This is a genomic window from Streptomyces sp. NPDC055189, assembly GCF_053606765.1.
The window spans coordinates 24,411-37,120 of record NZ_JBSGSG010000046.1; the positions used below are offsets into that span (position 1 = coordinate 24,411).

At 69.6% G+C, this 12,710-nt stretch carries 9 protein-coding genes; 5 read left to right on the plus strand and 4 right to left on the minus strand.

All coding sequences use genetic code 11. The features are described from left to right. Positions 1 to 18 precede the first annotated feature (18 nt). Positions 19 to 684 (minus strand): zf-HC2 domain-containing protein, encoded by a 666-nt coding sequence (locus tag ACWFR3_RS27865; RefSeq protein ID WP_453737380.1) that lies wholly within the window; start codon positions 682 to 684, stop codon positions 19 to 21. 237 nt (positions 685 to 921) lie between these two features. Beyond that, complete coding sequence (locus ACWFR3_RS27870; RefSeq protein ID WP_453737381.1) at positions 922 to 1,437, minus strand: hypothetical protein; 516 nt, start codon at positions 1,435 to 1,437, stop codon at positions 922 to 924. Positions 1,438 to 1,724: 287 nt separating this feature from the next. Between ACWFR3_RS27870 and ACWFR3_RS27875 the strand changes: the two genes are divergently transcribed. Continuing rightward, entirely contained in the window at positions 1,725 to 2,969 is a 1,245-nt protein-coding gene (locus tag ACWFR3_RS27875; protein ID WP_453737382.1) for a CapA family protein, read from the plus strand. Between the two features lie 208 nt (positions 2,970 to 3,177). Here the strand turns inward: ACWFR3_RS27875 and ACWFR3_RS27880 are convergent, their stop codons facing one another. Beyond that, complete coding sequence (locus ACWFR3_RS27880) at positions 3,178 to 6,153, minus strand: glycoside hydrolase domain-containing protein (protein WP_453737383.1); 2,976 nt, start codon at positions 6,151 to 6,153, stop codon at positions 3,178 to 3,180. Between the two features lie 95 nt (positions 6,154 to 6,248). Here ACWFR3_RS27880 and ACWFR3_RS27885 point away from each other — a divergent pair, with 95 nt between their 5' ends. The 4 genes from ACWFR3_RS27885 (at position 6,249) to ACWFR3_RS27900 (ending at position 11,167) form a co-directional block, all read left to right on the plus strand. Further along, entirely contained in the window at positions 6,249 to 7,397 is a 1,149-nt protein-coding gene (locus tag ACWFR3_RS27885; RefSeq protein WP_453737384.1) for an ROK family protein, read from the plus strand. Between the two features lie 307 nt (positions 7,398 to 7,704). After that, entirely contained in the window at positions 7,705 to 8,562 is an 858-nt protein-coding gene (locus ACWFR3_RS27890) for an ABC transporter permease (protein WP_453737385.1), read from the plus strand. Then, positions 8,559 to 9,482, plus strand: a complete 924-nt coding sequence (locus ACWFR3_RS27895; protein WP_453737386.1) for a carbohydrate ABC transporter permease — start codon at positions 8,559 to 8,561, stop codon at positions 9,480 to 9,482. The genes ACWFR3_RS27890 and ACWFR3_RS27895 overlap by 4 nt, the downstream gene beginning before the upstream one ends. 56 nt (positions 9,483 to 9,538) lie before the next feature. Next, positions 9,539 to 11,167, plus strand: a complete 1,629-nt coding sequence (locus ACWFR3_RS27900) for an extracellular solute-binding protein (protein ID WP_453737387.1) — start codon at positions 9,539 to 9,541, stop codon at positions 11,165 to 11,167. A gap of 9 nt (positions 11,168 to 11,176) precedes the next feature. On the opposite strand, the gene ACWFR3_RS27905 is transcribed toward ACWFR3_RS27900, so the two are convergent. Beyond that, a complete protein-coding gene (locus ACWFR3_RS27905; RefSeq protein WP_453737388.1) occupies positions 11,177 to 12,601 on the minus strand; it encodes an amino acid permease in 1,425 nt (474 codons plus the stop codon). Positions 12,602 to 12,710: the final 109 nt, after the last annotated feature.

Below are 12,710 nucleotides of genomic sequence, written 5' to 3' on the forward strand. Positions count from 1 at the left end.
CCACTTGCCGACGGTAGTTCAGGGGCGCGGCAGGGTCAGCAGGCGCTGTCCGTCCCTCGTGCGTACCTCGTAGCGGGCGATGTCCTCGCGGGACAGGGCCGCGCCGCCCCGTGTCGACAGACCGGCCGCGGGCTCGCCCGCGGCCTCGTCGGGGGCCTTCCATGTCGTCACGGTCTGCTCGGAGCCGTCGGTGGCGACGGCGACGAGTTCGCACACGCGGGCGCCGCCGTGCGGGTCGAGGACGCGCAGCCCGACGTCCGTGCCCCAGTCGCGGCCCCGCGCCGTCAGGGTCGCCGAGACGCCGGTGCGGCCGTCGCGGGCGGTGATCTGTTCCGGACCCGGCCCGCCGGACCGCAGGACCGCCGTCGCGGGGGCCGCGAGCGCGAGCACGACGCTGGCCGCCACCGCGCACAGCCACCGCCTGCGCCCTGCCCTGCGCAGCCGTCCCGCCTCGCCGAGCAGCTTGTCGGCGAGACCCGGCCCGGGCGCGGCCAGCGGATCGACGGGAGGCGGAGTGTGTCGGCTGTAGGCGGCCAACTGTGCTGCGGTCGGGCCGAGTTCCGCTACCACGGCCCGGCACGGCGGGCAGTCCATGAGGTGATCGTCGAAGCGGAAGGTGTCCGCCGCGTCGAGGACACCGAGCGCGTAGGCGCCGGCGTCGCGATGCCGCTCCAGGGGCCTCATGGCGTTCCTTGCGTGACGAGTCGGGCAGGGGGTGCTTTTCTGCCCTCCCGTACGCAGCGGACCGCCGAATCACTCAAGGCGTGGGACGCGAACACTTGCGCGTGGCGTCAGGCCGCCACTGATGCGACGCCGGGACGCCACTGATGTGCCGTCAGAAGCTCTCAGGGGCCTCGTCGGAAGCCGTCAGTAGCCACCACGAGCCGGTCGGAAGCCGTCAGGGGCCGGTCGGAAGCTCTTTCAGAACAGATGGATCGCCAGATGCCCGAGCGGCAGCCCCAGGCGCCACGCCGGTGTCCACACCTTGGGCCCGTCGTCCTCGCTGCCCGGCGACCCACCGCCCGGCACCGCGTCCAGATCGGGTGCGAGCAACTCCGTCTCCTCCAGCCACCGCCACGCCAGGTCGGCCAGTTGCAGGTCGGGCGCGGGCTCGCCGGAGGCGACGGCGTCCGCGGTGAGCACGGCCATCCGCTCGCCGACCCAGTCCAGCCACGGCTGGTCGTACGCGGTCAGGGACAGCCAGGTCTCCAGCTGGGAGATCACCCGGATGCCCGACAGTTCGCCATTCGTGTCGGCAAGAAAAATAGTCAGGGCCAGAGCATCACGCCCCGCGCGGTATTCGAAAGATGTCGGCGGCATCAAATCGCCGGTGCGCAGTAATTCGTCCGCGATGTACTCGGCGTACAACCACGCCATCGGCACGGCCAGTTCGTCACCGCTCGGGCCCTCCGTGTCTCCTCGGCTCTCGTGCAGCATCCCGTCTCGCCTTCCTCCGATCCGTGCGCGTCGCCGGCTTCTGGCCCCCAATCCGGAACACGGATGAGGACAGCCGATTACCCCAAGGGGCCCTGAGCAAGGCGCTTTACGGAGACTTGACCCAAGCCCCGGTTTCGCCGCAGGTCGGACGCCCTGTGTTCTTCGTGTCACATGGCTGGATGATTTTCATACTTTTCAGGGACTATGGGGCATTGCGTCTTGACTCGACCATCTGTCCGAATGTGGATTCGTTTTGCCGAATACCCCCCATTCATGGAGTCGGGACGATGACACAGCGAAGACCGCAGGGAACCGCCGTTCTGGCGGCGGTAATGATCGGAGCCACTGCCGCAGCGACCGCCGCCTGTACGACGCACGAAAAGCCCGAGCGGGATCGGAATCCGAAGCAGCACGGCGAAAACCGTCCGGCCGGCTCCGGGGGCGGTAATCGGGACGATCCGGTCTCCGCGCCGTCGGCGGCGGGCGGTGCCCGCGACGCCCCGCGCGCTTTCACGCTCGTCGCCTCCGGGGACGTGCTCCCGCACTCCTCGATCATCAGTCAGGCCAACGCCGACGCGGGGGGCGACGGCTACGACTTCGAGCCGATGCTGAAGGGCGCGAAGCCCGTCGTGTCCAAGGCGGACCTGGCGATCTGTCACATGGAGACGGTCTACGGCGAGGACGGCGACTACACCGGCTACCCCAGTTTCAAGTCCCCGCCCCAGATCGCCCGCGCCCTGAAGGCCACCGGCTACGACTCCTGCTCCACCGCCTCCAACCACACGCTCGACGACGGCGCCGCGGGGGTGCACCGCACGCTCCGCGCGCTCGACAAGGCAGGCGTCAAGCACGCGGGTTCGGGCCGCAGCGCAGAGGAGGGGAGATCCCCCGCCTGGCTGCGCGCGGGCGGCGCGAAGGTGGCGCAGCTCGCGTATACGTACGGCACGAACGACAATCCGCTGCCCGAGGGCAAGCCCTGGACGGTCAACCTCATGGAGCGCGAGCGGATCATCGAGGACGCGCGCGCCGCGCGGAAGGCCGGCGCGGACGTGGTCGTGGTCTCGGTCCACTGGGGCACGGAGTGGCAGGACGAGCCGGACGAAGACCAGCTGAGCCTGGGCAAGCAGCTCACGGAATCCCGCACGGGGGACCGCCCCGACATCGACCTGATCATCGGCACCCACGCGCACGTCCCCCAGGCGTACGAGAAGGTCAACAAGACCTGGGTCGTCTACGGCATGGGCGACCAGATCGCCGGCGACATGATCAACGACGAGGACGCGAACGACCCGCGGGGCAACCAGGGCACCATGGGCCGCTTCACGTTCGACCCGCCCGCGGCCTCCGGCGGACGCTGGGAGGTCAAGAAGGCCGAGTTCATCCCCACGTGGTTCAACACGGGCACGGGGCGCGTGACCAACCTGAACGCGGCCCTTGACCGCGGCGCCGACGTGTCCGGCATCCGCGACCGGATCCGCCGGATCGTCCTGAGCCGAGGCGCGGGGAAGGACGGCCTGAAGATGGGCAGGTAACCGGGCCCGCCGCCGGGAAATCTCCGCGCGTGTCACAGACGTCCGCCCCGACAGGCTCGGCCAGGTGGGACCGGTGACGGACGCCCGGGCGCTCACACGCGAGGCGGAGGCGAACGAGGCAGGCAGGCCCCGGCCCGACCGGCCGTGACCGCGGCCCAGGGGTTCCGGCCGGGCTGCATGCTCAGCCCGGCCGGGCCCACAGGGGCGCTCACCCGACCCGCACCAGCCACCCCCGCCCCGGCTCCACCCGCACTGCCTCGCCCGCGGCGAAGTTCCGCTCCGGCTGGAAGCCCTCGATCGCGGGGGCGTGGGCGGCGACGGGGCCCGAGGCCGTGGCGAGGATGACGTCCACCGGCGCGCCGGCCCAGGAGGCAAGGGCCGTCACGGTTCCTCCGGGTCCCTCCCACGTGGTGGCCAGGACATCGTCCCGGCCGGTGACCACCGATGCCGGGCCGGCGGCCCACCACCCCGTCATCTCCGCCTCCGGCAGCCGGAGTTGGTCGAAGGCGCGCCACAAGGGCCGTACGTCCGTCATGGGAGCCCGGGCCGTCATCCCGAAGACGAGCCCGCGCCAGGGATTGCCGCCGCCCTCCAGCATCTCGCCCATCAGGCCGAAGGGAATGCCGGAGATCTCGACGAGCCAGTACGCGGGGTCACCTCCGGCGGCGCCGTCCGCACCGCCGGAACCGTCGTAGTCGAAGAGCTCTCCCAGCCAGAGCCGGTCGACGTAGGGCAGCAGTTCCGCGTACAGATTGGCGCTCGACGCGAACCCGTCCGGCTCGCGGAACTGGTTGCAGGAGTGCAGGTCGACCAGCGGCGGTGTCTCGCCGGAGGCGGACAGGACCTTGCGGACGCGCTTCATGGTCGTCCGGTCGTACGCCACGTCGTCGAGATAGAGCCCGTCGACGCCGACGACCCGCCGCAGCCGCTCGATCCCGCTCACATAGGAGTTGTGCCACCGCGAGTCGCCGGACGTGACGACCGCGACGTCCCCCACGTCGGGCGCCACCCAGCCCGGCACATAGTCCCCGCCCAGATGCTCGCGCAGCCACGCGTGCCCGCCGCCGGGCCCCGGCGCGAAGATCTCGTCGCCGAGCGACGCGAGCACCGGCAACTCAGGCGTGTGGCGCGTCAGTTCGCGCACGGTGTCGTACACCTTGACCTGGATGCCGAGCCGGTGCGCCTCGTCGGTATAGGAACGCAGCGCGTCCGCGCCCAGGAGCGGGTCGTTGATGTACGGGTTGGGCGGTGTCGCATGGTGCAGATTGGCGACGTTCGCGCCGTACTCGGCGATCTCCGTCGGTGAGGCGTACGCGTGGAAATAGCGTTCGGAGAGCTGTCGCGCCGGATCCAGCGGCTTGAACGGGGTCAGGAGCAGCCGGAACTCGAAGCATCTGCTCTCGCCGGCGCGCAGCGCGAGCGGCCCGCTGAAGGCGGACAGGCGGCGCACGCCCTCGCTCGTGCGAAGGCGCACACCGCCCGCGCCGTCGCCCGCCCAGGAGCGGGGCGTGCGCAGGGGCTTCTCCCGGTAGTAGTTGGTGTTCAGCGGCCGTGCGTAGCGCTCGTCACGCAGGCTGAGCTGGAGTCCCGCCGCCGGGTCACCGAGCCAGAACGCGTCCTGGTTGCGGGTGGGCGTGTCCCAGTTCCAGTCGTATGCCGCCGGGCACGCCCGGCCCGTGAGGCCGAGTCCCATCGCGTAGCGCGCGATCTCCTCGTGGACCGGTACGTCCAGCGTCACGTCGAGTCGGGTGTCGGCGGTGGCCTCCACCGTGGCGCGCACCACGAGGAACCCGTCGGCCTCCAACTCGCCTTCGGTACGCAGGAGTACGTCGCTCCCGGCGGCCCGCGACGACCAGCGCACCCGCGCCGGGCCCGGCCGGTCCAGGCTGAGCGGGCCGTGCTCCAGAGGGCGGCCGATGTCCAGCGTGACGGGTGCGGCGAGCAGGTCCCGCGGCGGTCCGTCGGTGCGCGTGACGCTCGGCGTGAAGGTGGAGACGAGCTGCCGGGGGAGTCCGTCGGGGCCGAGCTCGACCGTGCGGCCCAGGATCGTCAGCCGGTGTCCGCCCGCCGTTTCGGCCGGGGTGACCTCGACCGGCGTGACTTCCAGCGGGGTGACCTCGACCGGGGTGAACGGCGCCACCGGCTCGTCGTCCTGCGCGAGCGCCGAGTCCAGCCACCCCAGCCGTGCGAGCCGCCAGGGCTCACCGGCGCCCCCGTCGGCGACGAGGTCCGGGCCGACGGTGAGGCGCAGCGGCAGCACGCGCTCCGGGGCGCCGGGCGCGCTGACGGCTATCTCCCCCTCGTACAGGCCGGGCGAGGCGTCCCCGGGCACCTCCACGCCGAACCACAGGGCGCCCGCGCGTCCCGCTCCGACGGTGACGCGCCGCTCGAAGGCCCGGCCGCGCGCGTCGATGCCGCCCGTGCTGACGCACCGTACGGGGAAGGGCAGCCCGCGGGCCTCGGCGCGCACGTCCGTCAGTTCCTGGAGGGCGTAGACGCCGACCTGCACCGCGTAGAACTCCCCGCGGTCCGCGGTGACGTCCAGCGGGGCGAAGGCGGTGGCCCGCGCCCAGCGCGCGGGCAGTCGTTCGTAGCGGCCCAGGGGATGGGCGCGATCCTCGCCGAAGAGCAAGAAGTGCTCGTGCGCGTACGTCTGCCGCAGCCGCGTGCGTTCGTCCTCGGTGGCCGCGAAGCCAAGCGGCGCGAAGGAGTCGACCGCGCTGGCCGCCTGGTAGCAGAAGGCCTCGGCGCGCGGCAGTTTCTCCCAGCCGGTGGCGCCGTGCAGGCCGCAGCGGTGCACCCAGCCGGGGTCCGCGGTCCGCGTCGGGGGGCGGTAGGCGGCCTGCGGGTAGTAGGGCTTGCCCGTGTGCGCGTACGGGAGGTAGTGCACGGCGTAGGTGCCGGGGCCGTCGGCCGGTTCGAAGGCGATACGCCCCGCCTCGTCCGTGACCTCCACGGTCACGGTGTTGCGCACGCGCTCCCCGGAAGGTCCGACCACGATCACGTCCACCGCCGCGGGGTCCGGATCCTGGCGACGCCACGGCAGTTCGGCCGCGACGGCCGGGGCCGTGGTGTCCGAGGTGTCCGTGGTGTCGGCTCGTACGAGGATCCGGTGGTTACCGTAGACGTCGCTGTCCCAGGAGCCGATTCCGCATGCCAGCTCCGGATGACCGGTCTCACCCATCTGTGCTCCCCCAAGGGCGCTATTTATTAGGTAAGTTTCTCAATCGCTCCGGGTCACCCTGGAGATCAACCGATCGCGCTGTCAAGGGGGACGCCTTGAATCGGCCCACGAGTGCCACGAGCGGAGACCCGTCACTGCTGCGCCGCCTCAACGCGGCCGCCGCCCTGCGCGTGCTGCGCCAGCGGGACGAGATCACCGTGCCCGAACTGGCCACGCTCATCGGGGTTTCGCGCCCCACGGCCCAGGACCTCACGGCCCAGCTGCTGCGCGAGGGACGCCTGGTGGAGCTGACGCCGGGCAGCGGCAGCGTGGGCAGGCCGGCGCGCAGATTCCGGTTCCGGGCCGAGGCCGCCCACGTCCTCGGCGTGGACATCGGCGCGCACAAGATCCTGGTGCACGCCGCCGACCTGCTCGGCCGCACGGTGGCCACCCAGCGCGTCGCCGTCACCCCCGAACTCCCCGCGCAAGGGCGCCTGGACGCCGTCCGCGAGGCGATCGCGGGCTGTCTGGCCCAGCCCGCCGCGGCGGACGTGCGCCCGCTGGCGACCGGCGTCGGCACCAGCGGCATGGTGGACGCCGCGGGCCGGGTGGTGGAGAGCGACTCGCTGCCCCAGTGGACGGGGCTCGACCTCACCCGCGAACTGGCCGACGCGGGCCACGGCCCGGTCGTCGTCGGCAACGACATCCAGCTGGCGACCCTCGCGGAGTGCACCGGGGGAGTGTCGGTGGGCGCCGACGACTGCGTGTACCTGTACGTCGGCAACCGGCTCGGCATCGGCCTGTGGCTGCGCGGCGAACTGCACCGCGGACACCGCGGCGCGGCAGGCGAGATGGTCGCCGGGGACGGCTGGCAGCGCTGCTACCAGCGGCTTCTCGACTGGTACGCGGGCCACCAGAGCGCGGACAGGCCCACCCGCGAGAACGCCGCACGCGCCGTGGTGACGGCGGCGGCAGCGGGCGACGGCGGAGCCAGGTACACCCTGCGCGCCTTCGCCGAGGCGCTCGCCGACAGCCTGGCCCGCCACGTCGCCGTACTCGACCCGCAGACCGTGGTGCTCGGCGGCGGCATCTCACGGGCGGGCGCCCTGCTCAGCGAGCCCTTCGCGGCGCGGCTCGGCGCGCTCTGCCCCTACCGGCCGACGGTCCAAACCTCCGCACTCGGCGAGGAATCCACCGCAATCGGGGCAGCCCGCCTCGCACTGGAACACATCGATCACGCCGCGCAGAAAAGTCCAACTCTCTAGGACCGGGAAGTGGTTGACGGGCGGGAGCCACGCTTCGATGATGTGGCTCTCTTTCGGCAAGTTGGCTTCTTAATTGGCCGGCTCTCGACGGCCGTCACGGCTGTCGGCTGCCATTTTCTGTTCCGTCGTGCCGCCAGGCCAGGGAGTACGTGTGACATCCCCAGCAACGCAACGCAGGCCACGAGCCGCGTCGCCGCCACCGTCCGGGTCGGATCCCAAGGCGGACCCGAAGTCCCCAAGTCCGTCGCGCCACCGCCGCGTCCCGCTCCGCGTCCGACTGCGGAACAACTGGGTGATGCTCGCCCTCATGGCCCCTGGCCTGCTCTTCTTCCTGTTCTTCTTCTACGTCCCGATGCTCGGCAACGTCATCGCCTTCCAGGACTACCAGCCCTTCATCGGCTTCAAGGACAGCCCGCTCGTGGGCCTCGCCAACTTTCAGGAGCTCTTCGCCGACCCGGCGTTCTGGGAGGCGGTGCGCAACACCCTGGCGTTCGCCGCGCTCCAGCTGATCTTCTTCTTCCCGGCGCCCCTTGCCCTCGCCCTGCTGATCAACAGCCTGGTCAGCCCGCGCATCAAGAAGTTCGTGCAGAGCATCGTCTATCTGCCGCACTTCATCTCCTGGGTCCTGGTCGTCGCGCTCTTCCAGCAGGTCCTCGGCGGAGCGGGCCTCTTCAGCAACTACCTGCGCGACCACGGCATGTCCGCCCTGGACGTGATGACCGACCCCGGCACCTTCCCCCTCCTCATCACCGGACAGGTGATCTGGAAGGACATCGGCTGGGGAATGATCATTTACCTGGCCGCGCTGGCGAGCGTCGACCAGAGCCTGTACGAGTCGGCGGCCGTCGACGGCGCCGGGCGCTGGCGGCGCATGTGGCACGTGACCCTGCCCGCCGTGCGCGGCGTCACGATCATGCTGCTCGTGCTGCGCCTCGGCGACGTCCTCTCCGTCGGCTTCGAGCAGTTCCTGCTCCAGCGCGACGCGGTCGGCGCCCGCGCCTCCGAAGTCCTCGACACCTACATCTACTACCACGGCGTCGTCTACGGCGACTGGGGTGTCGGCGCCGCGGCCGGCCTGGTCAAGGGCGTCATCGGAGCCTTGATGATCTACGGCGCCAACAAGGTCGCCCACGCCTTCGGAGAGCATGGGGTGTACAGCAAATGAGCAGCTTCGGATTCCCCCTGCGCACCCCGCGGACCCGCGAGGAGCGGCCCGCCTGGGAAGAACCGCCGTCGAAGATCGGCTCGACCGCCAAGGCCGTCGTCATCACGGTCATCTGCGCCGTGATGATCCTGCCCTTCCTCACGGTCCTCTCCACCAGCCTGGCCTCCCGCGAGGAGATCACCGAGGCGGGCGGCTTCGTCCTCTTCCCCACGGACCCGACCCTGGAGGCGTACCGGACGATCCTCTCCGGAGGCATCGTCTCCCGGGCCGTCGTCGTCAGCGTCCTGGTCACCCTCGTCGGCACGGCACTCTCGCTCCTGACGACGATCGCGCTCGCCTACGGCCTCAGCAAGCGCGGTGTCCCCGGCAGCAAGCCGATCCTCCTGATGGTGCTCTTCACGCTGCTCTTCGTGCCGGGCATGGTGCCGATGTACGTGGTGGTCAAGGAGCTGGGACTCCTGGACTCCTACTGGTCGTTGATCCTGCCCGTCATGATCAACGCCTTCAATCTCGTCGTCCTGCGGGCGTTCTTCATGAACATCCCCGAGGAGCTGTACCAGGCGGCGCGGATCGACGGCGCGGGTGACTGGCGGATCCTGACCCGCATCGTGCTGCCGCTGTCCAAGGGAGTCGTCGCCGTCGTCGGCCTCTTTTACGCGGTGACGTACTGGAACGCGTTCTTCAACGCGATGCTCTACCTGAACGACTCGGGCAAGTGGCCCATCCAGCTGGTCCTGCGGACCTACGTGGTCCAGGGCAAGTCCATCTCGGGCGACCAGCTCGGCGTCAGCCACATGCCGCCCCAGCAGTCGATCTCCATGGCGGTCGTCATGATCGCGCTCATCCCGATCCTGCTGCTCTTTCCCTTCCTGCAGAAGTACTTCACCAAGGGCGTGCTCACCGGCGCCATCAAGGGCTGAACTGCCGCCTCCCCTGACACCTCCTGACACCTTTTGCGGAGATTCCCATGACAGGCATGTCCCGACGCACCTTCCTCAGTCTCTCCACGGCCGTCGCGGCGGGCGCGGCCGCCACCTCGCTGACGGGCTGCGGCTCGGGTGCGAAGAAGACGGGCGAGGCGGCATCGTCCAAGGTGAAGCTGCCCTCGTACCTCCCCTTCGGCAAGGTCAAGCCCGACCTGCCGCCCAATGCGAAGGGCCTCTCGGCGGGGTTCCTGTCGTACCCGAAGGACTTGGTGCGCAGCGTCCCGAAGCCTCCCGGCGACGGGTCGAAGATCACCGTGCTCACCGAGATCTGGACGCAGCCGCCGGCCCCCGCGGGATCCAACGACCACTGGCAGAAGGTGAACAAGGAACTCGGCGTCGACCTGGAAGCGATCCTGGGCACCGACCCCGGCTACGAGGAGAAGTTCTCCGCCGTCATCGCGGGCGGCGAACTGCCCGACCTGCTGTGGATACCGCCGAACCAGGGCATCCAGCACATCGCCGAACTCCTCGAGGCCAAGTGCGCGGACATCACGGAGTACGTGTCGGGCGACGCGGTGAAGGACTATCCGAACCTCGCCGCGATGACTCCCGCGCACTGGAAGACGGCGGTGGTCAACGGCAAGATCTGGGGCGCGCCCAGCCCGTATCCGGCTGTCGGCCAGCTGTACGGCGGCAACCCGAAGGTCTGGGAGAAGGCAGACGGCTTCTCGGCGTCCAGCCCCGAGGAGTTCCTCGCCAAGTGCAAGGAGGTCACGGGCGGCAAGGTCTGGGCCCTTGAACCGATCTACGTCAATGCGGCCAGCGTGCTGAGCCAGTGTTTCGGGGCGCCCAACAAGTGGCGGCAGAACAAGGACGGTTCGCTCACTTGGTGGCAGGAGACCGACGAGTACACCGAAACCCTGAACTTCGTCCTCAAGCTGAAGAAGGCCGGGGTGTTCTACCCGGGCAACCCCAAGATGGCAGATGCGAACACAAAGCTGGCGCAGGGATCGATCGGTGCCACTGTCCACGCCAACCCGTTCAACGCGCGCAGGGACATCCGGGTCCAGGACCCGGAAGTGGCCACCGAATTCCTGATCCCCTTCGGTGCGGGCGGCAACAAGCCCAACCACCACTACCACCTCGGCACCATCGGCTACACGGCCATCAGGAAGGGCGACGAAAAGCGTGTGCGCATGCTGCTCGGCGTGCTCAACTACCTGGCCGCGCCGTTCGGCACCAAGGAGCGCGAGTTCCTCGAATTCGGCACGCAGGGCGAGGACTTCACCTACGACAAGAACGGCTTCCCGGACCGTACGAAGAAGGGCAAGCAGCAGGTCGAGGGGCTTTTCAGCGGACTGACCACCGCAACGACCTCGCCCTTCGCGCTCGTGGCATCCGCCTTCCCGGGCACGGAGCGTTCCCGGGACGTCAAGGACGTCTACGCCGCCGAGCAGAAGCTCATCGGGACAGCGGTCCAGAACCCCACGGTCGGCCACTACTCGGACGCCTATACCCAGCACTACGGCCGCATGTCGACGGAGGCGACCGACCTCGTGAACGACATCGTGAGCGGCCGCAAGAAGCTCAGTGAATGGAAGCCCTTCTGGGCGGAGTGGAAGAACAAGGGCCTGGAGCAGATGGCACGCGAGTTCCAGAAGTCGATCGAGAGCGCCTGAGCGCCCCCGCTAGGGAACGCGGTCGGCCTTCGCCAGTTCCGACTTCCGGTACGAGTACGCGAAGTACACGATGAGGCCGACCGCGAACCACACCGCGAACCGCACCCACGTCTGCCACTGCAGGAACGTGATCAGCCAGATCGAGAAGACGACGCCGATCGCGGGCACCACCGGCATGCCGGGGCAGCGGAACGAACGCGGCAGCTCGGGCTGCTTGTAGCGCAGCACGATCACCGCGACGCACACCACGACGAAGGCCAGCAGGATCCCGATGTTGGTCAGCTCGGCCGCCTCGCCGATCGGCAGGAACCCGGCGATGGCGGCCGACGCGAACCCGACGATCCACGTCACGCGCGTCGGCACGTGCCGGGTCTTGTGCGTCTTGGCGAACCACTTCGGAAGGAGCCCGTCGCGCGACATGCTGAACCACACGCGGGTGACGCCCAGCATGAAGGTGAACATCACGGTGAGGATGCCGATGATCGCGCCGACCGCGATGACATCGGCGAGACCGCCCAGGCCCACCGACTTGAACGCGGTGGAGAAGCCGCTCTCCGGGTCGATGTCCTTGTAGCTCTGCATGCCGGTGAGGACGAGGCAGGCGAGGACGTACAGGACCATCGAGATGGCGAGAGAGTAGAGAATCGCCTTCGGCATGTGGCGCTGCGCGTCCTTGGACTCCTCGGCGGCGGTGCTCATCGCGTCGTAGCCGAAGACGGCGAAGAACACCGTGGCCGCACCCGTGAACGCCCCGCTGACGCCGAAGGGGAAGAACGGCTTGTAGTTGCCGGTGTTGATGTGGAAGAACCCGACCGCGATCACCACGAGCACCACGATGACCTTCAGGACGACCACGACCATCTCGAAGCGGGCCGCGTTCTTGATGCCGAGGGTCAGCAGGTAGGCGATGAGCAGGCACAGGACCGCGGCGAACAGGTCGACCTTGTGGCCGTCGCCGGTGCCGGGCGCGCCCAGCATCCAGTCGGGCAGCTGGGCTCCCATGTCGTTCAGGAGGAAGTTGAAGTAGCCCGAGATGCCGATCGCGACCACCGCCACGATCGCCGTGTACTCCAGGAGCAGGTCCCAGCCGATGAACCAGCCCACCAGCTCGCCGAGGACCACATACCCGTAGGTGTACGCCGACCCCGCCTTCGGGATCAGGCCCGCGAACTCGGCGTACGAGAAGGCCGCCGCCGCGCTCGCGACACCGGCGATGAGGAAGGAGATGAGGACGGCGGGCCCGGCCGTGCCGTTGGCCACCGTCCCGGCGAGGGTGAAGATGCCGGCGCCGATGATGCCGCCGACGCCGATCGCGGTGAGCTGCCAGAGGCCGAGCGAGCGGGAGAGCCCGCCACCCGCGCCCCCCTCGGTCTCGTCGATGTGCTCGATGGGCTTGCGGCGCAGAACGCCCTGTCCCATCCGGAGTCCGGCCATGAGCTCCACCTTTATTCGCAGACGGCAGTCGGCTGATGGCGGATCATGATGGCCCGGGCGTGCCCGTGACGGAAGACACCACACCCCTTGTGCATGTGCGGGTTCAGCA